This is a genomic window from Aliivibrio sp. EL58, assembly GCF_900312675.1.
Lineage (GTDB): Bacteria > Pseudomonadota > Gammaproteobacteria > Enterobacterales > Vibrionaceae > Aliivibrio.
The window spans coordinates 285,933-310,409 of the sequence record NZ_OMPC01000001.1; the positions used below are offsets into that span (position 1 = coordinate 285,933).

A 24,477-nucleotide genomic window follows, 5' to 3' on the forward strand; every position below is an offset into this window, starting at 1 on the left:
CTAATGTAATAGAACATAAAATTAAGCACTTCGTATCTGACTCAAATCCCATTGAGACTTTCACAGTGGCGCGTCCGTTACGGATTTTCACCGTATTCCGAAGATGGGTCGTATTGTACTTTGCTACCGCTATATATTCTATCTTTATACTTTCAAACCCTTTTTTATTAGAGCTAAGCAATGGAAATAGAAGTAATTTCTTTCTATAGTTACCCTTACATAGGATATATTGTGCAAAGGATTGAAAATGAAATACACGCTACTGCTTCTACTCACTCTATTTACTTCTGTTAGTTTTGCCAATAGCGAAGAAAAAATTACCCCACCTCTTATCAGTATTAACGCCATGGTTGATATTAAAGGCATTGAACAATCAGCAGAACAAGGCGCCCAAGCAATGCAAAGAATGGCAAACTCCCTTGAACTCATCGCACAAAATAGAAACCTCACTCCAGAGCAACAACAAAATATTCATAAAACAATAGAAAACATCAATAACCTTGTCGATGTATCATCTAACTCTCTTCAATCTTTACCCACTTTTTTAAAAGAATCCAAAGAAACCCTTTCAACAACCAGCACCCAATTCTTTGATGATCTCACTTTTAAAGTCATTTTATTACTTGCTATCGTTGTTCTTGCCTTAGTCGCAATTATTGCCTGCTTCTATTGGTTTATTCTTCGTCCGTTACAAAATACCCTATTACAAGCAACTACCAATATTTCAACCATGGCAAAAGCCATCGAGAATTCAGCTTTATCTCTTGAAATGACCAATAAGAATCACGACAATATTTTACAGTTACTAAGCCAAGAAAAGGATAATCAATCCTAGAGTAGACGTGATAAAGTATATTCACTCTTTCATTGATAACTAAGTGATTTAATTATGGCACTAAAAGCATCTGGTGTGGTTGGTGAGCTTTCATACCCTTTCATTTTTGAAGACAGTCCATTGTGTGATTTTGAAATATTAACCGATGAGTTATGTGCCTATACTGGTTTGGCTCTTTCCCAAATCACTCATGTGCAAGTAAGAGGATCTCTAGAGCGTTTGCAGCCAAAGATATTTCATCTAAATGGTTCAATACGTGGAAAGTGCGGTATTTTTGAAGAAGATGTACAAGAACTACTTGCTGAAATGCTTGCGTTTAAAGAACAAGTTGAAGATAAAGGAAAACGTTTTGTTCTTCCAAGAGGAACAGGGCCGGTGATCCAACTACACCAATGTCGTAGCCTAAGTAAAAAAGTGGTTCGCGCTTTGGTTCAAATAGATAAGTTAACCACAAAGAAGATACCAGAAACACTACCTCGCTTTGCCAATGTATTAGCTAACTACTATTTCGTACTAACACGCGTATTAAACCAAGACGCAGGAATAGAAGAACCAGAGTACGTTAGTATAAATTACCCAATGCCAAAGTAAGTAAACCTATATTTTATCAACAAGCGCCTACTGGTCTCTGATTAGTTTGCTGCTTGTTGCCTGCCTAAAACATACTTACAATGAATAACAATTAACCACATAACACTACATAAGACCCTAACCAATAACATCAAAACAAGATAGGTTAATTTTTCTTCTGTATTATTATTTTTTAACGTTGATAGAAATATTCATATGCTATAAAGTTCATCGCTTATAACACCAACAAATAATATTCTAACAAAACAGTTTATTACATAAATGGTGCCCATGTTAATTTTAAGTTAAGTGAATAAAGTGATTACATTTAATAAGTCCAATAATCTATATTTTTGGCCTCGCTTTATTGTTTTATTTTTGTGTTTATTTTCTTTCTTATTTTCTATTTTTTATTTCTATAAGCATTCAGAAAGTGAAATAAAGATTAATCAAATAAAAACAGAACAAAGTGCGCTAATTTCTGCTCAGAAAAAATACATTGCAATGACCCTTAACAGCATAGGGAAAGATCTCTTGCTGCTTTCTGATTTCATTGAGATCAATAAGGCTTACCAAAGACACGATAAAAAGCTCATTAAACTTGCCGAGTTAAATACCCTTGCTTTGAGCCTTAGAAAAGGGCTTTACGACCAACTACGTTACCTTGATCTTGATGGCAATGAGATCATACGTATTAATTATAATGATGGCATTCCTACGGTTGTACCTAAAGATCACTTACAAAATAAACGTAACAGATACTACTTTAAAGACAGCTTGAAGTTACATGACGATGAAATCTATATCTCTATTCTAGATTTAAACATTGAACACGATAAGATTGAGTTACCTTATAAGCCAATGATCCGTCTTGCGACACCTGTCTTTGATGAGTACGGGACAAAACGCGGCGTAGTTGTACTCAATTATTTAGCTAAGCATCTGCTTGATGGCTTAAAGATCTTCTCATTAGAGCAACGAAACCATCATATGCTTATTAATAGCGATGATTATTTTCTTATTTATGATAAAAGACCAGAGCTAGAGTTTGCATTTATGTTTGGTGAAAATGCAGATAAAAAGTATTCTGCTATTTATCCCATAACATATGAGTGTTTTAAAAATCGCTCAAAAGGCCAATATCTAATAGGCTCAGGCATACTGACTTTTGATTCTGTCTTCTCATACCCTAAAGACATAGAAACCAATAAACACGTTTCAATCATTAAGCAAGATTCATGTTGGCGTTTAATTACCTTTGTACCAAGAGCCCCTATTTGGAGCTTAGATAAAATTGTTCAAAGTGAGCTACTTATTGTAATTAGTTTATTTCTTTTTTCTTTGCTCATGGCGTTATTAATTGCACAGCTACAGCTGAAAAAACGAATGAACCACAATAAAATCAAGAAACTAGCACATCATGATAGTCTAACTGGTTTAATTAATCGTGGTTATTTTAAAAAGCTATTTCACTGGAAAATGCAAAACGCACGAAAAGACGATACTAAATTAGCATTAATTTTTATCGACCTAGATGGTTTTAAAGATCTTAATGATAATTTCGGTCACAGTGCTGGTGATTTGGCTTTAAAAGCAGTAGCAAAAAACCTATACAGTGCATTCACTGATAACGCTTATGTAGCTCGACTTGGCGGTGATGAGTTTGCCGTACTTATTTATGATCTTGTTGAGCAACAAACAACGATCACACAAGTAGAAAAATTTATTGAAAATAGTCATGCGCCATTAATGTTAGAAGAGATGCCTTATTATTTAAGTACCAGTATTGGCATTGCTTTCTTCCCTGAACATGGCGGTTGCATCAATGATGTAATGCATAACGCTGATGCTGCAATGTATGACATTAAACGCTCAGGAAAGAATGGATTTAAGGTATTTGAACTATAAGTAACACAGACCTTCTTACGCCCATGCCACCTTGGTATGGGCGTAATGGTATAAGCGCCAGCATAGTGCAAAGATAACAATATAAAGCACTCCAGCCCCTAGCATCACGCTTTCCCATCCCCCATGTTGCCAACAGTACATTAAATAAAAACCGCCTAAACTGCCGCTGACATAGTAATGCACTAAATATAATGCGGTGGCTGTTGATTTCGCCGTTTCAGCTTTTTGGCTCACCCAACCATAAGCGAGTGAGTGGGTAAAGAAAGCCCCAAAGCTTAATATATTTAAGCCCAAAACAATCGCAATAAGTGATTCACTACTGGTGATACACATACCTATTAAACTAAGTAAGCTTCCTATAAACATACCTGAAACGGCATTGAATCGCTGACACCATAATCCAACTAAACGAGAGCTGACAGTACCAGATAAGTAACAAAGAAAAATCATCGACGTCACGCTTAAAGGTAGTGAATAAGGTGCTGCAATCAAACGAAAGCCTGTTACCGAATATAGGTTAACAAATAAAGCAAAATTAACACCGCCAATGAGCATAGCTAAAAAAATTCGTTTATTTCTTAAATGCTGAATAAGAACACGATGATAATCAGATAATGAAACTCTCTCTGCTTGCGGTGTCTCTTCTTTAGGCAAAGCTAAAGCCACAACGATTGCTCCAATCAAACTTATCATAGCCATTAGAATCACCGCGGTCTGCCAGCTAAAATGATCCGTGATAACCCCTCCGAATAATCGTCCAGAAATGCCCCCTAATGAATTTGCGCTAATATAAGCACCAATGGCATAACTAAAGGCTTTTGTTGTAAAGGTATCCGCCATATAAGCCACAGCGACAGCAGCAAAACCAGCTAATGCCATTCCCATCACAGCACGACTTAAAATAAGAACGACAAGACTCTCCGTTAATAACGACGTTAACCCTATAACAGGAAGTAAAAATAGACTAATCAGTATGGCCTTACGTCTACCAATAAAATCAGACGCTATCGCCCACGGTAGCAAGCTAAGGGCTAACATCAATGTCCCTGCAGCAAGCAACCAATTAATTTGAGTCGCCGAGACAGTAAAGTGGTCAGCCAGCACTGGTAACATCGGCTGAAATAAATACAGATTACAAAAGATAATAAATGACCCAAATGCCAGAGCAGCACTCACTTGGTAATACGCCTTACTACGAAATTCAATCATCTCAGTGATCGCCATTAAGAAACAATATCAAAACAGTAGCAAGTTCGATGTAATAGTGAAAATATATAATAATTATTGATTTGATAGTTTTTAATTATGGTGGTTAATAAGTATGGATACACGATTACTGAAGTATTTTGTCGCAGTTGCAGAGCATAAAAATATCACTCACGCAGCTAAGAGCTTACATATAGCTCAACCCGCATTAAGTGTAGCAATTAGGAAATTAGAAACTGAATTAGAACTTGAGCTATTTCGTCGTCACGAACGAAAAATATCCCTAACTCACGAAGGTGAAACGCTACTTAGTCATGCAAAACTGATCTTACAACAACTCGATGATGCCAGTTTAGCGATGAAAGAACTGAGGGGGCTAGAGAAGGGAGAAGTTCGATTCGGCGTACCGAGTATTATGGGAACTTACTATTTTCCAGAAGTACTAATGGCATTTAAGAACCGTTATCCAAAATTAAAGCTCACGATGGTAGAAGCTGGTGCACAATCAATACAAAAAATGCTACTTGATGGCGAGATTGATCTTGGGATAACCCAAGTGAGAGACCTGCCTGATGAATTAGATTCCGATCATTTACTGCGATCACAAATGATGGCAGTTGTGAGTACTGACCATGAATTTGCCAATAAGAAAAGTCTTTCCTATTCAGAGTTCTTCTCTCAAGAGTTAGTTATGTTCAAGCAAGGTTACTTTCATCGTGCAAGGCTAGATGCTATTTGCAAACAAGAAAACCTAACGGCTAATTTTTCTTTTGAAACCAATCTATTAGCTGTCATTCTAAAAATAGTAAAACGAGACTTTGCCATTAGTGCTTTGCTTGAATTAGCCACAGAAAACGAACCTGATATTGTCTCAATTCCCTTTAGTGAACCTATCTTTTTAGATATTTCAATTGCATGGCGAAAGAATGGTTATCTATCAAAAGCAGACCGTACTTTTTTAGAATTTGTGAAAAATAATCATTAGTACTACCTTAAGAAACACGGAAAGTTCCCTAAATTCACACCTCATTAATGAAAAGTATGACTACAAAATTCGGTACTGACATTACTAAAAATAAGTGGAATATTGAATGACAGCTTAGCTTCAACATCAAAAAAATAAAAATGATGAAAGCGAAATAAGTCAAAACAACATAGCCAGTCAATGTGAAATATTAGCAAAAAATGAGGTGCCAAAATGAAGAAATATATTCCTGTTCTAATTGCTCTAAGTACAGTATCTGGCGCCAGTTACGCCGCAACAGCACCAAAAGAAAGTTCTGTTGATTACTTACAATTGCGTAATGGTGTTGCTTATCAAGTGAACCAAGAAAGTCCGTATACAGGGTTATTTGTTCAAAAATACGATAATGGACAAATATCAACCAAAGCGCAATTTAACAAAGGGTTAGAAATAGGTACCGAATCCAATTGGTATCCAAATGGCCAGATGGCATCAAAACTTAACTTCAAAAACGGTAAGTTAAATGGCCAGATGCAAACCTGGTATGCAAATGGTCAGAAGAAAACAGAATTTACTTACAAGAATAATCTGTTAGATGGCCAAGCAACGCGTTGGTACGACAATGGCGAGAAGAATTTAACCATTAATTATGATGATGGTAAAAAAGATGGCCAATACACCAGCTATTACGCTAATGGCAAAAAAGCCACACAAGCAAATTACGATGACGGAAAAATCAAAGATGGTTCAGTAACTCATTGGAATAACCATGGTGATAAAGTAGAACAACTCACTTTCAAAAATCAAAAAGTGGTTTCTGAACAAACTTGGTTGCCTGAAAGTTAATCATAAAACCTGTTTAGTATTAATAAAAAAGCCCTTATGCCTTATGGTACAAGGGTTTTTGGGTTCTAGTCGACAAAGTCATTCTATATAGAAAACGTCCGTAGTTTAACATTAGATTTTGTTAAGTACTTCACATAAAAATAAAAAACTTATATATTGTACGATGTAATAAAAAACGTAATTTATTTTATATAACCAAAAAAGCAAATCCACAGCACTAAAAATCGTATTGAAAAATCAATAAAATAAAGCTGTATATCTTTTTATTGCAACGTAATAATAAAAAATCAAATTTTATTTCATTTTAACAGGGAAATATTTCCTCATAGTTATTGTTGTTGTAAACTGATTCCATCTCCTTATTAACAACAAGAAAGGAGTTAATAATGAATAAAAAACGCAACAACCTCATCGAATCATTTCTATTAAAAATAAATGTAGAGACCCTACCAAAACAACTTAAAGAATTGATTGAGTTAATTGGTCCAGTTGATACGTATACATTTCTCTGTCATTACGGCGGAAAAATAAAATATATAGCAAAAAATCCATCAAGAACCGAAATGAAACATGTTATGAATGAAACAGCGCTTAAACGTCTATGTGCCAATTATGGCGGTTCAACTATTGAAGTGCCTAAACAAGAGCATCTAGATCGACAAGTTAGGAATAAATTAATAAAAAATGCAAGTATGGAAGGTGTTTCACGATCTCAGCTGGCAACTCGTTTTAACTTAAGTGTTAGGCACATCGGTAATATAAAAAAATAAAATTTTAGGGGGGAAAACTCCCCCTAATTATTATAGCGTTGGTTTTCTTTTAAATCCTATATGGTAAGCAACTTGTTGAGATATAACTGTATTCTCACCTATTTTTATCACTTTAAACCCAGAATCTTTACCAATCAAAATACCTTTTGGACAAATATCTAGACAATGATTTAATTTATCTATTTGTCGTTGCATAAAACCATCATCATCAGAGTTATTGGGATTATAACGACCAATAACGATTCGTTCTATATAGCGAACATCCGCCAAATCTAATACTGAAGAATTTTTATCTGATAGCATATTATTACCTTACTTATGCATCACCCTTGCTTTCTTTTGTATTTGCGTCTTTGTCGTCTTGTAAAGCTATATTTGCCTCGTGTAATTCTATTTCAGCATCTACAACCGCGATGTTTGATTCATTTGTCTTTTTTTCTAATTCAGCCGTATCACCTTCGGGTGTCTTTAGCTTGGCTTGTTCTAATTTCATTTGTTGTAGAGCCAAATCAGCTTTAGCCTTCACTACTTTTTTTCGAGCCTGAACGACTGCAATGGCACTTTTACTATTTGCATTCATCTTACTAGAACGCTCAATAGACTTTGGCGCAACTGAACCTCCTATAATATCTAATACGCGCATCAATCCTTCAGGCGTACTAGATTGTGATGCATGTACTTCAACATGATATTTGGCAGAGTTATCACTTGAGCGAGTATTTTCTTTATGCGACGCAATGCTACCTGAAACACTCGCTGTCATACTGAAGGGTCCCCACCCTACTGATGCTTTTGCAGAAAACTCTCCTTTTTTATCTTCTGTGTCATGATGACTTTCTGATGATTTGACTTCCATATCAAATGTAATATCAACTTCATCAACCATTAAACTTGGTACATTAACAATCGCAAGGACAGGAACCTCTAGGCCCACTTTTTCTTGTTCAATAATATCATTATCTAAACCATCTTTACCTATAACCACATTTCGGACATAAGAAAAATCCGCCACACGTGTTTTTCCACCATCAAAACCAACATTTTGAATAAAATTAACAGTCGAACGTGCCAACATAATTTGTGAGTCACAAGCTGCCTTTAAAGGTGAACCAATTAAGCTTTCCATTGGTAAACCTGTAAATTGATTTTTCATACTTTCTAAAGCCATATTATTTTCCTTTATCTAATGTGAAGTATTAAACTTCGGGAGGTGTCATCTTTGATGACGGATCTGAAACAATTTTTTGAGGGATAACCTGGGAGTTAAATTTATCAATAATTTTCATCACACATTCAGGAGAGTCTCTTGATTTAAATTTCACTTTAAAATCAATAATATCTTTACTCATGTTATCTTTACTGCGATGACTTGGTGCAATATCTACAATTAACTTTGGATATGTACCTTGAACTTGTTGTTGCAAATTATCAGCATCAATACCAGTGACTCGTACAGAAAAATCAACGTTTAGCTCATCAAGATAAAGCCCTTTCGCATCAGTAATAGCAATTAAAGGCATCGTTATTTGATGCTCATCATCTAGCATTAACTGGATGACTTTGGGCTTATGTATTTTTTGTTCTTCATCATAATCAAAATATTGTGAAATCAAGTTACTATAATGAGATAAGCTCATATCACTTGCGCAATTAGCAACATAATTTAAACCTCTTATAATCCCATCCAAGTATTGAGGTGAAATCGGTTTATTCTTTTTCTCAAAAAACTTCATAACATATCCTTTATTATTAAATAACGGATTAACAATAAAGCTTCATTATCAGTAATATCATAGGGAAACAATTCCAAATAATAATAAAATGATAAATATATAAGATGAAAATTAATTTACATGTAATATAGAGAGAAATTATGCTCCGTTCTTTAATTAATTTAATTATTATTTCATCATTAATATCTATCACCGTCATAATCTATCCATTAATTTTCAGTCCTGAAATAATACATCTAACTAATACGGACAATAAGTCAGAAAAAAACACATTAGAAAAGATCAAGAATAGAGGTTTTTTATTGGTTGCAACAAAATTGGATGGAATAGGTTGTTACTACAAGCGAGGAAAAATTAAAGGAACTGAATGTGAGTTATTACAAGCGTATGCTAACTATCTTAACGTAGAGCTAAATATTATACTCCTTCCTGATTTATCCAGTCTTTTTATGGCATTGGAAAATAAAAAAGTTGATATTATTGCTTCAGACCTCACTCCAAATAATGAACGAAAGAAAAAATTATTGTTTTCTAATGCATTATTTCATACTAAAGAGTGGTTAATACAAAGAAAAGACAATGCTATATCCAGGTTAAATCAATTAGATGGAAAATTAGTTTCTATAAGAAAAGGAAGTACTTATGAAGACGTAATATTAATATTACAAAAGAAAATGAATATAAATGTTAAAGTAGAATTACTTCCTGAAACCCTATCAACCTTAGAAATTATTAAAGGTGTCGCAAATGGTCTTTGGGATTACACCTTATCAGATCAACACATTGCGCAAAATCAACATGCACAGCATTCTCAACTAGGGCCATCACTAACAATAGGACAACCGCGAAAAATTAGCCTAGCTTTATTCAAAAACGATCAAGAATTACTATTAAATTTAAATACTTGGCTAACTAGTGAAGAGGCTACATCTATCCTAACTTCTAGAAATAAAACAGACAATCTAAAACAACGTTCAATTACGCCTTGGGATAGTATATTTAAACAAAGTGCCTCCCCACCATTTGATTGGTTATGGCTAACTTCGCAAGCTTTCGCTGAATCTTCATTTGATCCAAATGCAATCTCCTCTTCTGGAGCAAAAGGATTGATGCAATTAATGCCAGAAACAGCTAAAGATATGGGCATAACACAAATATTTTCCCCAAATGATAATATTAAAGCTGGTGCTAAATATAATAAATGGCTATATAAAACCTATTGGAAATATTTACCAGAAACAGAAGCTCTTGCTTTTACATTTGCGTCTTATAATGCAGGTGTTGGGCATGTAATGGATGCACAGCGTCTCGCTTTACGAGCTGGAGATGACCCAAACATTTGGTTTGATAATGTTGAAAATCATATTATTAGATTAGAGAAAAAAGCCGTTTTTACTTTGCCATATATTAAATATGGTTATTGTAGAGGTAGCGAAACTAAAGCTTATGTTAGAAAAATATTCTTACAAAATAAATTATATTCTAATAACGAAAGATTTACCTATTAATTAGGTAATACACTAGAGCAACAAACAAATACAACGTTAACATTATTTCCCATCAACTATAAAGAGTATAATCACATGATTAACTATATAAATATATTATTATTTTCCAGCTTATTAATAATATCAGGTTGTTCAGATCAAAAAGTCCATCGTGATATTTTCAGTATCGCCACATGTAATAATACAGAAAACTGTCAACGTCATTCATTACAGAAAAGGGGACATGACATACCTTATACGTTGAGTTTTATAGAAATAGATGACCAAGGATTATTTTTCGATCGTTCGCAATTCGCAGTGTTACAAAAATACATTAAAAGTAAAACACGTAAAAATAATATTTTTATTTATGTCTATGTACATGGGTGGCAACATGATGCAAATATTAACGACAGTAATGTAAAGCATTTTAAAGAACAACTTAATAAAATAAGTAACCAACTTGCCGTAAGTAAACGAGAAGTTATTGGGATTTATATTGGATGGCGAGGAAAATCCACATCGATACCCTTACTTAAGTACCTTACGTTCTGGGATAGACAAAATAGTGCTAAACGTGTTGCCGATGGGAATATCATTGAAATATGGAGTTTTCTAAGAAAGTTAAAAAATAATAGTATTTCAGATACAAAAATCGTAACCGTAGGCCATAGCTTTGGTGCTGAAATCGTATTTACAGCAATCAATAAAACACTAGTGAATGACCTAATAGAATCAAGCGTAAATAAACAATATAAAACAAGTACATCTGGATTTGGCGATTTAGTTTTGTTAATCAATCCAGCATTTGATGCATTAAAATATGCTCATTTTCAAGATATAAACGAACGATACAATGAATTTTTAGGGACACAAAAACCTATACTTTCTATTTTTACATCAGAATCTGATTGGGCAACTAAGTATGCATTCCCTGCAGGCAACGCTATTTCTCGTATATTTGAATCACATCGCTATATGAAAGCAACCATTGGTGGAGAAAACGTACTAATCAATCAAAACGTGGCAGGAAAAACGAGTATTGGGCATTTTAAGCCTTTTATAACCCATCGACTTGAAATGACAAATAAAAATACCGACATCAGTTCAACACAACGCATTAAACTAATAAAAAATTTAAAATCTGATTGGGGTAATGGAGTAAACCCACTTAATTTTAGTAATACAAGATTAATAAGAAATCCAATAATAAAAGCCAGAAACCCGTACTTGGTTGTTCAAGTCGATAAGGATTTAATACCAAATCACAGTAATTTTTTTGGTAAAGAAATTGAAGAGTTTTTTAATGAATTTTTACTATTCTCTATCGATTAATTTAAAACAACCCCCATTTCAACCACTGTCGAAATGGGGGTTTTTATTGATTTATTCACTTTCTATCTAACTTCTTCTGCTTCTACATCTTCATGCTTGTATGCGATAAAGCCATACATAGTCCAACCAAAGAAGGTTACAATTGAACCCCACATCATGGCTTCATAACCAGAACCATACAGTGCATAGAAACTGTATACCGCAGCAACTACCGCAATAAAGTTTGTTTTACTCATCTCTTTTTTATCTACATGGGCAAACTTTTGCATAATAAAGATAGCAGCCATACATAGGATATAAGGCACTACGTTAGTCACTACTGCTAAATTAACTAGCGATTCGAATTGTTCATTCAACGTAGGGCTAATCGTCATTAAAGATAAGACGGTTTGGATAACGGTAATGATGATCATCCCTTTTACTGGGGTGCCTCGTTGATCAATTTCAGAAAATACTTTTGGGAAAAAACCTTCATCCGCAGAACTTTTAAATACAGAAGCAATAGTAAACTGCCATCCTAATAAAGAGCCTGTACATGCGATTACGGCTAAACCTGCCACAGCTTTACCAGCCCAAGAGCCAAGCATTACTTGCCATACTAAACTGAATGGCGCAGTTGATGCAGCTAAAGCACCATTCTCAACAATACCAGCACAAATGTTAGTCGACACAATGTAAACCACAGCCGCAATTAACGTACCACCAAGTACTGCGATAGGTACATTTTTCTCTGGATTTTCAACTGAATCACTGTTCGCACAGGCTGATTCTAACCCAAGGAATGCCCATAATGTCATGGCTATTGAAGCACTCACCGCCTCACCAAATGGTAAGCTGTGTGGATTCCAAGAGTTAACGTACATCTCAGGGCTAAACCAGAACCAACCAATAATCCCTAAACTACATACAGGTAAAATTACCCCCCATACTGTAAACGTACCAATCTGGCCTGTCACTTTTGCACCACCAAAATTAGCAGCAGTACATAACCACAAGACTCCTATTGTAGCGATACAAGTTTGAATCGGTGTTAGCGATACTTCAAAAAAGGCTTGAGCGTAGCCAACAGAAGTAATAGCAATGGCAATGTTCGCTATCAGTAAAGATAAACCATAAGTCCACCCCGCCATGAAAGCACCAGAATCACCAAAGGCATAAGACGCGTAACCATTCATACCACCTGGACGTTTACTAAATCGCCCACACTTAGCAAATACATAAGCTAAACTCATAGACCCAATAGCAGTCACAAGCCATGAAATAATTGAAATCGAGCCTACTTGTGCCAATTTACTTGGCAACATAATAATACCGGAGCCGGCCATATTAATGAAAGTAAGGACAGTAAGTTGCACTACGCCCATTTTTGATTTTTGTGTCATAAGTTCACCACTGAAGTGGCGCGGAAAGAGGCTCCCCCCGCGCTCATTAGTTATTAATTTGATTCGTTAAGGACGTAACAAAATGCGGTTGTTCGGCCATTTACTTCTTCTAAATAAACACCTTGAATTTCAGGAGCGAATCCTGGGAATTGGTTAATCCCTTCTTCTAACGCTAAGAAGTATTGAGTGACTTCTTGAGTCCATGCTTCACCAGGGATCACACATAGCACGCCTGGAGGATAAGGAAGAGCACCTTCAGCGGCGATACGACCCGTTGCTTCTTTTAATTCAACGTATTCACAATCACCACGAAAATACTGAGTATTCGCTTGTTGAGGAACGACTTTCATCTCAGGAAAATAAGCTTCTCGGAACATACGACGTTGCAACTCTTTCACGTTTAGTTCTCGGTACATATTGTGCATTTCAAGACACAATTGCTGAATCGTATATCCTCTATAACGCTCTTTATTGGCTTCATATACGGTTGGCAATACCACTTGTAATGGCGCATCGTCTTTAACAAATTGTTCAAAACGATTAATTTGTGCCACCAGTTGGTGCATTTTTGCCATATCTTCTGCAGGTGTAAGCAAAAATAAGATTGAGTTCAAATCGCATTTTTCAGGGACAATGCCATTTTCACGTAAGAAGTTAGCCAACAAGGTCGCTGGAATACCAAAATCAGCATAACCACCATCTTCATTAATACCCGCCGTTGTTAGTAATAACTTACAAGGGTCAACAAAGTATTGTTCATTTCCATAACCTTCAAACTTATGCCATGTATCTTCTGGATTAAATAAGAAGAATTTTTTCTCATTCGCAATAAGTTCGGTATCGTATTCTTGCCATAATTGACCGTCTACTTTTTCAGGAATAAACGGAATAATGTATTCACAGCTATTCAATAACTCTTTACGAGTATCAATACCGATTTTCACACATTCATGCCACAACTTACGACCAGAGGCACCATCATGGATCTTCGCATTCACATCTAATGCTGAGAACAACGCATAAAATGGACTGGTTGATGCGTGCATCATAAAGGCATTATTGAAACGTTTATGATTGCAGTAGCGAGCTTGTCCTTTTATATGGCTGTCTTTTTTATGAATTTGGGACGTTTGAGAGAAACCCGCCTGTTGTTTATGAACAGATTGAGTAACAAGTACCCCTGCATCTTCTGGTTTCAAATCCAATAACAGCGGTGAACAGTCTTTCATCATAGGAATAAATTGCTCATACCCTACCCACGCAGAGTCGAACAAAATGTAATCACATAGATGCCCAATTTTATCCATAACAAAACGAGCGTTATAAATAGTACCGTCGTATGTACCTAACTGAATAATCGCCATTCTGAATGGACGCTCAGCTTTTGCTCTTTCTGGATCTGTCTTTGCAATGAGATCGCGAATATAACTTTCATCAAAACAATGCTCATCAATACCACCAATAAAGCCATAAGGATTACGAGCGGTTTCTAAATAGACAGGAATTGCACCCGCTTGAAATAATGCACCGTGGTGATTTGATTTATGATTATTTCTATCAAATAACACTAAATCCCCGGGGGTTAAAATAGCGTTACAAGCCACCTTGTTCGATGCCGATGTTCCGTTAAGAACAAAATAGGTTTTATCTGCATTAAACACTTTTGCTGCATGTTTTTGTGCAGCACACGCGTGTCCCTCATGAATCAATAAATCACCTAACGCGACATCCGCATTACATAAATCACTTCGGAATAAGTTTTCACCAAAGAAATCATAAAACTGCTTACCTGCTGGATGTTTTTTAAAGAACTGGCCACCTTGATGCCCCGGACAATCAAACGCCGCATTCCCTTGATCAACATATCGAGTAATCTTTTCAAAAAATGGGGGCAGAACTTTTGATTCGTATTTATGCGCTGCTTCGTTAATTTGACGGCAATAATACGAGATAGATTGTTGAGTTAAGTCAATCACACTGGTTACTTTCGCATAATCACAAGAGCACAATTGACGTGTTCCATTACCACAAATAACAAACACTGGAATGCCATAACACGTTTCTTCAATTTGCTTATGTACGTTTCCCGACACATCCTCAATTGACAAAATAACAGCACTAACGTCTGTTAGTGTCACTGTATCAATAGGTCTTAATTCTCGATTAAACGTTTCAACTAACATATCAGCGAGAGGCATGAAGTAATCACCAAGATTATTACTTATCGCAATGCTTAAATTTTTCATAATTAATTTCTTCTGTTTGAATGACAGGAAGAAAGTTAAAATATTCAAAGAATGAAAAACAACATGAAGAGTAATTTATTGATCTAATTCACAAGATTAAATTTAATAAAAAATAATTTATTAAATAGAGGTGTTACATACTTTTATTTCAAAAAAAATAATGATAAATACGCGCACATAATACTTATGACGACTATCTTGTTGTTACTAAAATTAACTATTTTAACATAATTGATATCTATATCATTCTGTAAATATATGGTTGCATATTTCTATCTCATAATTTATATTCAAAAAAAACACATCACTCAATAGAGATGGAATATATAAAAATAACATATTTAAAATATAATTTTTTATAGATGATTATTATAGGAATATAGCTATGTATGATATTAATACTCACTATAAGTTTGTTGCTGCCCGTTTTTTACTTGAATTTAATAGTGCTTATCTTGCAAAATTATTTGGGGTTCCTTTATCCAAGATAAATAGAATTGAATCAAATATGTGTAGAATACCGGCAATCTACTCATTTGCTCTTAATAGTTTGATTTCACAAGAAGAAAAATCAAAGGAGATATATCATTCATTAGAAAGTGACGATCTAGAAGGATTCTGTAGGAAAATAAACAAATCAGAAAAAATAAGTCGATTAAGTTGTTCAAAATGCCATTCTAGAAAATTACATGTTATGAAAATAAAAGAAGGGATTTATTTCATTGAATGTATGAAATGCAAAAAAACAATGTATTCAAGTAAAGATTCAGCTATAAGATATTATTCATGGCAAAATAAAGGTATCTATTTATCACATTTTTTATATATGAAAAAATGAAAATCCAAACAAAAAAACATAAGCAATCAGTTATAACTGTCACTATTAATAATAAATAAAAATGTACATAGCTTTAAGTATAAACAATAATAGCTCTCATAAATGAGAGCTATTTAGCTAGAGATAAATTTAAATCTTAAACTGCTTCACCGTGTCATTTAAAACAATTGATAACTTAGCTAGATCTTCACAAGATTTAACCGTTTCCATCATAATTGTATGGTTTTCTTGAGAAATACCATTCACAGCTTGCATACTCTCATTCACTTGCTCAGTAGCAACACTCTGCTCTTCTGATGCACTTGCACTTTGCGTGTTCATATCGTTTATTTTAGTAATTGATTCTGTAATCGAAGAAAACGCATCGCCTGATTTATTAGCTGAATCAATACTTGAGGTTAATAGACTAGTACTCTGCTCCATGCTTGTGACAACCCCATTTGTGCCACTTTGAATTCGTTCTATCAAAGTATGAATTTCCGTTGTTGATTCTTGAGTTCGTTTTGCTAATACCCTAACTTCATCAGCAACCACAGCAAAACCTCTGCCCTGCTCACCAGCTCTTGCTGCTTCTATCGCAGCATTAAGTGCTAGCAGATTAGTTTGCTCTGCAATGCCCCCAATAACCTCTAAGATCTTACCGATATTATTAGTTTCTTCCGCTAAATTTGTAATTTGAGAAGAGGTCTGTTTTATCTCTTCATCTAATTGTCCAATATGCTGAATAGTATTTTGAATCACACTAAAACCGGCTTGTGCCTCTTCATCTGCATTCGTCGCGACATGTGCTGCATTCACAGTATTTTGAGAGACTTCTTGAACCGCAATAGACAGCTGCTGCATTGCGTCTGAAATTTGCTCTGTTCGACTTAATTGCTCTTTCGCCCCATTCCCTGTTTTATCCAGAGCATTGCTTAGATAACTTGATGATTCATTCAATTTATTACTGGTATCTGCTATCTGACCAATCATTTCTTTTAGGTTGTTTGAAACGGTTTGAATCGCAAGTAGTAATGTACCGGATTCATTAGAGCCTTGCTTACCAACATTGATATTCAGATCACCTGCCGCTAATTGTTTAGCATAATCAACCGCTTTTTGAATTGGTTTTGTAATACTCATCGCTGTAGAGTATGAGAAAAGAAATGCTAATATAACAACAATCACACTACCAAAAATAATGACATTATTTGCCATCGTAGCTGCACTACTTGATTCAACCTTTCTTTGAACCATTAAACCCGCTTCAATATCTATAATTGCCGATACCTTACTACGAAGATCATCCATATAGATTTTGCCTTTCTTTTTTTCAAGCTCGATATAAAGATCTGCCATTGTTTTATAGTCATTTGATTTTTTTACAAGAGGTATCGCTTTTTCACTATAATCATTTATCCATCCATTTACATGTTTAGATAGCGCCGTCCCTTCTATAAATTGATTTTGTTTTTTAATCACTTCTAGACCAGTATAATATGGTTCTAAATATTGCTCTTCACGATTAAGAATGTAACCTCTTAAGCCCGTTTCCATATTGACCATGGCATTAATGATAATATTCCCGACCATTCCAAAACTTCGCGTGTCGACTTCTGCACGCAGGCCATCCATTTTATTTTTACCGACGCCCGATTTTATTAATTCTGTAAGCTGATTATTAACGTCTTCCCCTTCCAGGATATTTTTTCTTAATTGGATAATAGATTCCGCATATTCCGACCAATTTTTTGCTTGTGCTGCAACTTCATCAAAACGAACTTGTTGCGCAGGATTATCTGAGGTCAAGTTTTTTGCTGTTTGATAATAGGTTTTAAAATCCGCCTTTCCGGCTATATAAGGTTCTAAATAATCACTTTGTCCTGCAATTGCAAATCCTCGCAGACCGGTCTCTTGATTGACCATTGAACTCACTAGGCCTTTACTGTTTTCGATAACCTTTTCAGTATGCTCTACCCATTTTGACGCCCTTTCCATGGTCGAAATGGACTGATACACCACCACATTTAGCGCCACTAATAAAAAGCAAATAACAAGGTTACTGCCTAATAATCGCCCTTTGATTGATACATTATTTAAATCCATTTATATCTCTCCAACCTCACATTTAACACTTAATTAACAAGCATAGAATAAGACTGGATAAAACCCAATAAATATAAGAAAAGAAAAGAAAAGAAAAACGGCACCTCTAAGAAGTGCCGTTTGTAAAGCAAATTACTACATATTTAAATATGGTCAAAATAAATATGCTGAGCTTGCCACTCTACTTTTTCAATATTGTCAGAAAGTACATGTTTAGCTACTGTAAATGCAAATTCAAAACTAACACCAAGTCCCTTACCACTAATAAAATGTCCATCTACAACAACTTTCTTATCTTGGAAAGTACCATCCGAAAACTTCTTCTCAAGTCCTCCGCCTGTTGTGTAATTTCGTCCATTTAATAAATTATTTGCCGCAAGCACCTTTGCACCCGAAGAGCACAATGCACAGATATATTTATCTTTATCTATATGGCGCACTAAAAAATCGATAACCATTGAATTCGCTGATAAGTTATCCGTCCCCTTAGGGCCACCCGGCATCATAACTGCATCATAAAGAACATCTTGTTTTTCTGCTAATGTATAATCTGCAGTAATTCGAGTTTCAAAATAGGTTTCTAATTCAGTGGTTTCCATGCAAGAAAGGACATCAACATTTATATCTAATCGACGCATAATGTCGATAAACACAACCGCCTCACCTTCTTCAAACCCATCAGCGAGTAATACAGCAACTCGTTTATAAGCGATTGTTTTTTTCATTTAGAGCCTCCTGATAATAACTTACAGGTTTCTTGTACATTTTTTGCAATCGCTTCCCAATCGTGATTTCGAATCGCATCTGTTGGAGCTATCCATGTTCCACCACACGCAATAACCTGTGGTATTGCCAAATAACTTAATAAGTTTTTCAGGTTAACTCCACCTGTAGGCATTAATTGAATATTGCCATAAGGTCCGGTTAATGATTTCAACATATTCAACCCACCAGATGCTTCTGCAGGAAAGAACTTTAATGCCGAGAGTCCCATATCTAACGCTTGTTCAACTAAGCTTGGATTATTGATTCCCGGAATAATCTTAATATTGTTGTCTAAACAATATTGAACCGTCTTTGTATTAAAACCAGGGCTCACAACAAAATCGGCTCCTGCATCGACAGCGAGCTTGGCTTGCTCTTTTGTTAATACTGTTCCTGCACATAAAATAATATCTGGATATGCTTGACGAATACGACGAATCGATTCTTCTGCAGCTGCCGTTCTAAACGTAATTTCAGCGGCAGGTAATCCATTATCGACAAGTATTTTAGCTAAAGGAACAGCATCATCTGCGTTTTCAATTTGAATTACAGGCATGACTTTTAATGCTTTTACTGTTTCTATCCAAAGGCTATTTTTCATTAATCTGTTCCATATTCGTAATGAGTGTTTGTATGTATGAAATAGGGATAATCGCCCCCTTATGCTGTATAACTTTAGAGGCTAATTGATTCCCCCAAGCACAACAATTTGCGATGGACTCTCCCTGACTATAGGCAGCTATAAATGCCGCATTAAATGAATCACCAGCAGCCGTCGTATCTACCAATTTATTAATTAGTTCAGCATTGATATTGCCCATATCACCGTTTTTAATGGACCACATAGCGCCTTCTGCTCCAAGTTTTACTACAACTTGCTCTACCCCTAGAGTATGCAAACGGCCTGCTATTTCTTGTGCTGGTGTGTGTTCAGTTCCTAGAAGTAATTCTTCATCGTCTCCTGTTACTAAAGCGATATCGCTTAATCGATACAAATTATCTAACCAAAATTTAGCATCTATTTGGTCTTTCCATAGAGTGGGACGGTAATTTGAATCAGTAATAATCGTTGCGCCATGTTGTTTCAATGTGGCCAGTACATCTAAAAGAATTTCACGATCATGAATGGGTAATATTGCGAGAGAAATGCCTGATAAATAGACAATATCAACATCCATGATTTTAGCTATATTCGGTGCAAACATAAGGTGTTGACACATATGTTTGGCTGCTGAATTATCACGCCAATAATGAAAACTGCGCTCCCCTGCATCATCGATATTAATACTATATAAACCGGGAAGTCGCTCCTTATCTCGTAGAACTAATGAACAATTGATCCCCTCAGACTCCCAAGCTTGAAGCATTAATGAGCTATATTCATCTAGGCCTAATGCGGTTATGTAATGAGGGGATATATGAGGAAGTAAACGAGATAAATATACAGCCGTATTTAGTGTATCCCCGCCAAAACTTTGAGTTTGTGTAGAAAAAGCATTGCCACTTAACTCAATCATACATTCGCCAATGATAGCTATTTTTGTTTTTTTCATAAGACAACCTAAAAAAGCCACATTGATTCAACTAGAGGGTTTATTAAACCAATGTGACAAAACCATGTAAGGTTCAAAACAGAGTTAAAATCTTAAATTATAATTTACCTTCACTGCCACAAACTCGAATTTTATCTTGCACGACTTTCTTCATCGCTTCTTTACCAGGGATAATGTAATGACGAGGATCGTTAGCTCCTGGGTTCTCAATAAAATACGCTTTCACAGCATCTGAAAATGCAATTTTTAATTCGGTTGCGACATTCACTTTTGTGATGCCTAATTCGATACAACGGCGAACGTCTTCATCTGGTACATCTGATGCACCATGCAATACCAATGGGACATCTGTTTTACGGCGAATAATGCCTAATCGATCAAAATCTAAACATGGCTTTTCTTTATAAAGGCCGTGAGCAGTACCAATTGCAATCGCTAATGAATCAATTCCTGTCGCTTCGATAAATTCAACCGCAGCATCAGGGTCAGTAAATAGTGCATCTTTAGCATCAACAATTAGATCATCTTCCTGTCCACCTAAACGACCTAACTCTGCTTCTACCGAGCAATCCCAACGATGACAAAATTGAACCACTTTACGAACTAACTCAATATTTTTATCAAAGCTTAAATGAGAACCATCAATCATGGCAGATTTAATGCCCGCTTCTACTTTTTGTTGAATATCAGAAAAAGACTCGTGATGATCAAGATGAAGAGCAATTGGCATGTGATAACGCTTTGCTGCTTCTTTACAAATGCCAATTAAGTAATCGGTCCCTGCATAAGAGAAAGTACCGGGAGTGCCAGCAAGAATGACTGGGGTTTGCATTTCAGCCGCTGTTTCAACAACAACTTGAGCTGTTTCTAAGTTATGAATATTGAATGCAGGAACGGCATAACCACCCAACTGCGCTTTATGGAGCATTTCACGGGATGATACAAGAAACATAATAACCTCAAATTAAATTCTTCGTTTTCTTTCGCTATTATAGTATTCGAAAGAAAACATAAATAAGATGAGCAAGATCACAGAACAAACAATCAGCGAAAGCAAATGAAAGTAAACAAGTAAGAGTGAATGCAAATAAACTGACAAAATTAACTTTCGAAGTCTTTCATTGTTTGTTTTTATTATCATAATGCATAAAAAAGCCCAAACAGCTGCAATGCTATCTGGGCCTAAATGAAACGGGAACTCACTTACATTATTGTGCGTCTTTAGCGTTGGCTTCTAAAAAAGCCATCACCTCTTCTCGCTCTAATGGATTTAACCCTGCACGAGGAAACATACTTTTAGTGATCCCATGCCATTGAGTTTTTGTATATTGTTTAGGATCTTTGGCTGAATGACACATAGTACAGCGCTGATAAAATAGCGCCTCACCAACACTTTGTGCCGTAACCTCCACCTCTGTACCTAATGTTGTATTCACTTTATCAATGCGAATATCCGTATCTACAGTGACTATTCTTGGTGGCTCAAACGCTAAATTGGGTGATTCAGGATCTCGACAACGTTGAATATAAGCCAGACACGTATTAGCCGTCGTCGCTTGGCTTAAATCACTTGATGCTTTACCGGAGGTTAATACATTAATAGCACCACTATTACAGCGTCCTTGGCTATCAAATTGCAACCATGCCCCTTCTTCTAAACTGATCACGCCGGGCATAATCTGATCAGAGACTTTCGCTCCAGCAATCACTCGACCACGTTCATTAAATATCTCAACTAATTGGCCAGAACGAATCCCGTGCTTCTCTGCATCTTTATCATTAATAAGTACGTATTGCCGTCCTTGAACACTTTCGTATTTACGAACCTCTGTATTTGCCAGTTGTGAATGTAATCGCATATAAGGATGTGGGCTAACAACATGAACTTCATTAGGCTTTGCGTTACCAAGGTATTCAAACGGTTCTAAAAACGTTGGCATTGGCGGGCAATTTTTCACATCAAAATTGGCGATATCTTGGCAATACAACTCTATTTTTCCTGATGTCGTATGCAGTGGGCTCTTCTCTGGATCTTGATAAAAATCACCATGTCTTACCCATTGATTTGCTTCTTGTGGCACTGGTAATAAAGCGACGCCATTTTTCCAAAACTCATCAAACGATAACGTTGCAGAAGAGGCTTTATAGGCTCGTTTTAAGATCTCATCAAACGACAACCCTTCAGTAAATTTATCTTCAACGTTAAATATTTCAGCTAATCTTCGGAAAATTTCAAAGTCATCTAAACTTTCCCCGTAAGGCTGAATCACCTGACGCATCGCATAAATTTTATCGTTACTGTAAGTCCCACCAGAGGAGAGATCATCTCGCTCTAACGTACTGGTTGCAGGTAAAACAATATCAGCATAACGCGACGATGCACACCACCATGGATCTTGGCATACAAAGGTGTCTACTTTGTCATTCAGTGCTGCAATCAGTTGATTGGTATCTTGTTGATGTGAAAGTAGATTGTTGCCTGCGTTATACACCATTTTGACATCTGGATAGGTGTACTCAATGCCATCTCTTGTAAAGGTTTTTCCTGGGTTCATTAGCATTTCAGAAATGCGAGATGCCGGGCAAACCGCACTCACCGGATTTTTACCTTGAGACAAGCCAATCGGCAATGTTTTCCCTGATTGTGGCATACCACCATTACCGTAATGCCAACTAAAACCAACCCCTTCCCCCGGTTTACCAATCTTCCCTAACATGGCAGCAAAGTTAATGATTGCCCAATGGATCATCTCACCATGATCGGCTCTTTGCAGCGACCATCCAGCCGCAAACTGAGTTTTACTGGTTGCGAACTTAATCGCCATTGCCTGAATATCTTCTACCGATATCCCTGTAATTTTCGCTGCCCACTCTGGAGATTTAACCACCCCGTCAGTTTTACCCATTAAATGATCAATGTATTTATCTGCCCCTACGGTGTAGCGATCTAAGTAAGAGGTATCATGTAGATCATTAACATACACATGCTGCGCCATGGCTAAGAATAAGGCGGTATCGGTATTAGGCACAATTTTCACCCATTCCGCATCTAACTCATCATCTGTTCGGGTTCGCTGTGGGTTAATTGAGATGAATTTGATCCCATCTTCGGCAAATTGCTTCCAATGTGGATACATCTGATGATCGGCAACTCGAAACTCGATGCGGTTGTTTTTCCAAGGGTCACAGCCTATTAGTACAAATATTTCGGTATTTTCTTTAATTACAGGCCACGCTGTTTGTGGTGAATACACTTCCATATCACCAATAACATGAGGAAGGATCACCTGAGAGGCACCACCAGAATAGTCACCCGTAGTCGTACTTTGTCCACCAATTAGATTGAAAAAACGACCTTGTAATACTTGCGGTCTCATTAAGCCTGCGTGCGACCAACCACCATAAGAGCTACTAAAGATAGCCTCATTACCATGATCTGTTGCCGTAGTTTGAATGGCGCCTGCCACTAGAGATAATGCGGTTTCCCAACTCACTCTCACAAAAGGTTCTTTTCCACGTAAATGTGGTTTGGTATCACCTTTAGGATCAGCGAGATAAGATGCCCTTACCATAGGGTATTTAACACGAGTTTTATCGTAAACTCGGCCAATCAGCCCTTCCGTTAACATTTCGGTTGGCATCGCGTCTAATTCTTTACGCGGTTGAATACCAACAAGTACACCTGCTTTTACTATCGCATTAAATGGACCCCAGTGACTTGCATGTGGGATCACTTCGACATCTTCATCATCAAAGAATTTCGAAGCCGGATAAACCATTAAACCACCACCAGCAACAACGGCGGTAGCAATGGATGTTTTTAAAAAAGTACGTCGAGAAATAGCCATAATACATTCCGTAGTTTTAGTTACTTATCAATACTGATGATTCGATAAATAATTCATTGGGAATATAGTAAACCTTTAAAGATTCATTTTACATGCACATTTAAAG

General features: G+C 36.1%; 21 protein-coding genes and 1 riboswitch. Of the genes, 9 read left to right on the forward strand and 12 right to left on the reverse strand.

The annotated features are described in order from the left end of the window. Nucleotides 1-32: 32 nt before the first annotated feature. Nucleotides 33-99, reverse strand: a riboswitch (cobalamin riboswitch). A 148-nt stretch (nt 100-247) separates the two neighbouring features. From ED622_RS01235 to ED622_RS01245, 3 genes are all read left to right on the forward strand, one after another. Then, on the forward strand, nt 248-835 hold the full coding sequence (locus ED622_RS01235) for a hypothetical protein (protein ID WP_122032161.1): 588 nt from the start codon (nt 248-250) through the stop codon (nt 833-835). Nucleotides 836-889: 54 nt separating this feature from the next. Continuing rightward, nucleotides 890-1,426: a cobalamin adenosyltransferase gene (locus ED622_RS01240; protein ID WP_122032162.1), complete on the forward strand. Its 537-nt coding sequence runs from the start codon at nt 890-892 to the stop codon at nt 1,424-1,426. Between the two features lie 297 nt (nt 1,427-1,723). Further along, nucleotides 1,724-3,313 (forward strand): sensor domain-containing diguanylate cyclase, encoded by a 1,590-nt coding sequence (locus tag ED622_RS01245; protein WP_122032163.1) that lies wholly within the window; start codon nt 1,724-1,726, stop codon nt 3,311-3,313. Between the two features lie 15 nt (nt 3,314-3,328). Here ED622_RS01245 and ED622_RS01250 read toward each other — a convergent pair whose 3' ends face one another. Next, nucleotides 3,329-4,522 carry an MFS transporter gene (locus tag ED622_RS01250; protein ID WP_174213416.1) on the reverse strand — a complete coding sequence of 398 codons (1,194 nt, stop codon included), beginning with the start codon at nt 4,520-4,522 and terminating at the stop codon, nt 3,329-3,331. Nucleotides 4,523-4,634: 112 nt separating this feature from the next. On the opposite strand from ED622_RS01250, the gene ED622_RS01255 reads away from it, so the two are divergent. From ED622_RS01255 to ED622_RS01265, 3 genes are all read left to right on the forward strand, one after another. Further along, complete coding sequence (locus ED622_RS01255) at nt 4,635-5,504, forward strand: LysR family transcriptional regulator (protein ID WP_122032165.1); 870 nt, start codon at nt 4,635-4,637, stop codon at nt 5,502-5,504. 213 nt (nt 5,505-5,717) lie between these two features. Further along, nucleotides 5,718-6,329 (forward strand): toxin-antitoxin system YwqK family antitoxin, encoded by a 612-nt coding sequence (locus ED622_RS01260; RefSeq protein WP_122032166.1) that lies wholly within the window; start codon nt 5,718-5,720, stop codon nt 6,327-6,329. Between the two features lie 386 nt (nt 6,330-6,715). Further along, nucleotides 6,716-7,099 carry a Mor transcription activator family protein gene (locus tag ED622_RS01265; protein ID WP_122032167.1) on the forward strand — a complete coding sequence of 128 codons (384 nt, stop codon included), beginning with the start codon at nt 6,716-6,718 and terminating at the stop codon, nt 7,097-7,099. A 30-nt stretch (nt 7,100-7,129) separates the two neighbouring features. Here ED622_RS01265 and ED622_RS01270 read toward each other — a convergent pair whose 3' ends face one another. The 3 genes from ED622_RS01270 to ED622_RS01280 are packed head-to-tail and all read right to left on the reverse strand — an operon-like array spanning nt 7,130 to nt 8,832. Next, nucleotides 7,130-7,402, reverse strand: coding sequence for a hypothetical protein (locus ED622_RS01270; RefSeq protein WP_122032168.1), 273 nt, complete (start codon nt 7,400-7,402; stop codon nt 7,130-7,132). 13 nt (nt 7,403-7,415) lie between these two features. After that, on the reverse strand, nt 7,416-8,267 hold the full coding sequence (locus ED622_RS01275) for a DUF2589 domain-containing protein (protein WP_122032169.1): 852 nt from the start codon (nt 8,265-8,267) through the stop codon (nt 7,416-7,418). Between the two features lie 28 nt (nt 8,268-8,295). Continuing rightward, nucleotides 8,296-8,832, reverse strand: a complete 537-nt coding sequence (locus ED622_RS01280; protein ID WP_162922416.1) for a DUF2589 domain-containing protein — start codon at nt 8,830-8,832, stop codon at nt 8,296-8,298. A 140-nt stretch (nt 8,833-8,972) separates the two neighbouring features. On the opposite strand from ED622_RS01280, the gene ED622_RS01285 reads away from it, so the two are divergent. Together ED622_RS01285 and ED622_RS01290 are read left to right on the forward strand one after the other, a co-directional pair. Then, a complete protein-coding gene (locus tag ED622_RS01285; protein WP_122032170.1) occupies nt 8,973-10,340 on the forward strand; it encodes a transglycosylase SLT domain-containing protein in 1,368 nt (455 codons plus the stop codon). Nucleotides 10,341-10,415: 75 nt separating this feature from the next. Then, entirely contained in the window at nt 10,416-11,654 is a 1,239-nt protein-coding gene (locus ED622_RS01290; RefSeq protein ID WP_122032171.1) for a hypothetical protein, read from the forward strand. A gap of 62 nt (nt 11,655-11,716) precedes the next feature. Here the strand turns inward: ED622_RS01290 and potE are convergent, their stop codons facing one another. Beyond that, nucleotides 11,717-13,036, reverse strand: coding sequence for a putrescine-ornithine antiporter (potE, locus tag ED622_RS01295; RefSeq protein ID WP_060993223.1), 1,320 nt, complete (start codon nt 13,034-13,036; stop codon nt 11,717-11,719). 53 nt (nt 13,037-13,089) lie between these two features. Beyond that, the gene (speF, locus tag ED622_RS01300) at nt 13,090-15,282 is read right to left on the reverse strand and encodes an ornithine decarboxylase SpeF (RefSeq protein ID WP_122032172.1); all 2,193 of its coding nucleotides are present in this window, start codon (nt 15,280-15,282) and stop codon (nt 13,090-13,092) included. A 385-nt stretch (nt 15,283-15,667) separates the two neighbouring features. On the opposite strand from speF, the gene ED622_RS01305 reads away from it, so the two are divergent. Beyond that, nucleotides 15,668-16,120: a hypothetical protein gene (locus ED622_RS01305; RefSeq protein ID WP_122032173.1), complete on the forward strand. Its 453-nt coding sequence runs from the start codon at nt 15,668-15,670 to the stop codon at nt 16,118-16,120. A gap of 129 nt (nt 16,121-16,249) precedes the next feature. On the opposite strand, the gene ED622_RS01310 is transcribed toward ED622_RS01305, so the two are convergent. From ED622_RS01310 to ED622_RS01335, 6 genes are all read right to left on the reverse strand, one after another. Next, nucleotides 16,250-18,205 carry a CHASE3 domain-containing protein gene (locus ED622_RS01310; RefSeq protein ID WP_122032174.1) on the reverse strand — a complete coding sequence of 652 codons (1,956 nt, stop codon included), beginning with the start codon at nt 18,203-18,205 and terminating at the stop codon, nt 16,250-16,252. A gap of 143 nt (nt 18,206-18,348) precedes the next feature. Then, entirely contained in the window at nt 18,349-18,930 is a 582-nt protein-coding gene (locus ED622_RS01315) for a DJ-1/PfpI family protein (protein WP_122032175.1), read from the reverse strand. Further along, entirely contained in the window at nt 18,927-19,571 is a 645-nt protein-coding gene (locus ED622_RS01320; protein ID WP_122032176.1) for a bifunctional 4-hydroxy-2-oxoglutarate aldolase/2-dehydro-3-deoxy-phosphogluconate aldolase, read from the reverse strand. Before ED622_RS01320 ends, ED622_RS01315 begins: the two co-directional genes overlap by 4 nt. Further along, the gene (locus ED622_RS01325; RefSeq protein ID WP_122032177.1) at nt 19,561-20,523 is read right to left on the reverse strand and encodes a sugar kinase; all 963 of its coding nucleotides are present in this window, start codon (nt 20,521-20,523) and stop codon (nt 19,561-19,563) included. Before ED622_RS01325 ends, ED622_RS01320 begins: the two co-directional genes overlap by 11 nt. Nucleotides 20,524-20,620: 97 nt before the next feature. Continuing rightward, entirely contained in the window at nt 20,621-21,475 is an 855-nt protein-coding gene (locus tag ED622_RS01330; RefSeq protein WP_061036864.1) for a tagatose bisphosphate family class II aldolase, read from the reverse strand. Nucleotides 21,476-21,731: 256 nt separating this feature from the next. Continuing rightward, entirely contained in the window at nt 21,732-24,371 is a 2,640-nt protein-coding gene (locus ED622_RS01335; protein ID WP_122032178.1) for a molybdopterin-dependent oxidoreductase, read from the reverse strand. Nucleotides 24,372-24,477: the final 106 nt, after the last annotated feature.

What these genes read in the sequence shown, in the direction of transcription:
- ED622_RS01235 (WP_122032161.1), top strand. Translation starts at nt 248, where the DNA reads ATGAAATACACGCTACTGCTTCTACTCACTCTATTTACTTCTGTTAGT.
- ED622_RS01240 (WP_122032162.1), top strand. Translation starts at nt 890, where the DNA reads ATGGCACTAAAAGCATCTGGTGTGGTTGGTGAGCTTTCATACCCTTTC.
- ED622_RS01250 (WP_174213416.1), bottom strand. Translation starts at nt 4,522, where the DNA reads ATGATTGAATTTCGTAGTAAGGCGTATTACCAAGTGAGTGCTGCTCTG.
- ED622_RS01255 (WP_122032165.1), top strand. Translation starts at nt 4,635, where the DNA reads ATGGATACACGATTACTGAAGTATTTTGTCGCAGTTGCAGAGCATAAA.
- ED622_RS01260 (WP_122032166.1), top strand. Translation starts at nt 5,718, where the DNA reads ATGAAGAAATATATTCCTGTTCTAATTGCTCTAAGTACAGTATCTGGC.
- ED622_RS01265 (WP_122032167.1), top strand. Translation starts at nt 6,716, where the DNA reads ATGAATAAAAAACGCAACAACCTCATCGAATCATTTCTATTAAAAATA.
- ED622_RS01270 (WP_122032168.1), bottom strand. Translation starts at nt 7,402, where the DNA reads ATGCTATCAGATAAAAATTCTTCAGTATTAGATTTGGCGGATGTTCGC.
- ED622_RS01275 (WP_122032169.1), bottom strand. Translation starts at nt 8,267, where the DNA reads ATGGCTTTAGAAAGTATGAAAAATCAATTTACAGGTTTACCAATGGAA.
- ED622_RS01280 (WP_162922416.1), bottom strand. Translation starts at nt 8,832, where the DNA reads ATGAAGTTTTTTGAGAAAAAGAATAAACCGATTTCACCTCAATACTTG.
- ED622_RS01285 (WP_122032170.1), top strand. Translation starts at nt 8,973, where the DNA reads ATGCTCCGTTCTTTAATTAATTTAATTATTATTTCATCATTAATATCT.
- ED622_RS01290 (WP_122032171.1), top strand. Translation starts at nt 10,416, where the DNA reads ATGATTAACTATATAAATATATTATTATTTTCCAGCTTATTAATAATA.
- potE (WP_060993223.1), bottom strand. Translation starts at nt 13,036, where the DNA reads ATGACACAAAAATCAAAAATGGGCGTAGTGCAACTTACTGTCCTTACT.
- speF (WP_122032172.1), bottom strand. Translation starts at nt 15,282, where the DNA reads ATGAAAAATTTAAGCATTGCGATAAGTAATAATCTTGGTGATTACTTC.
- ED622_RS01305 (WP_122032173.1), top strand. Translation starts at nt 15,668, where the DNA reads ATGTATGATATTAATACTCACTATAAGTTTGTTGCTGCCCGTTTTTTA.
- ED622_RS01310 (WP_122032174.1), bottom strand. Translation starts at nt 18,205, where the DNA reads ATGGATTTAAATAATGTATCAATCAAAGGGCGATTATTAGGCAGTAAC.
- ED622_RS01315 (WP_122032175.1), bottom strand. Translation starts at nt 18,930, where the DNA reads ATGAAAAAAACAATCGCTTATAAACGAGTTGCTGTATTACTCGCTGAT.
- ED622_RS01320 (WP_122032176.1), bottom strand. Translation starts at nt 19,571, where the DNA reads ATGAAAAATAGCCTTTGGATAGAAACAGTAAAAGCATTAAAAGTCATG.
- ED622_RS01325 (WP_122032177.1), bottom strand. Translation starts at nt 20,523, where the DNA reads ATGAAAAAAACAAAAATAGCTATCATTGGCGAATGTATGATTGAGTTA.
- ED622_RS01330 (WP_061036864.1), bottom strand. Translation starts at nt 21,475, where the DNA reads ATGTTTCTTGTATCATCCCGTGAAATGCTCCATAAAGCGCAGTTGGGT.
- ED622_RS01335 (WP_122032178.1), bottom strand. Translation starts at nt 24,371, where the DNA reads ATGGCTATTTCTCGACGTACTTTTTTAAAAACATCCATTGCTACCGCC.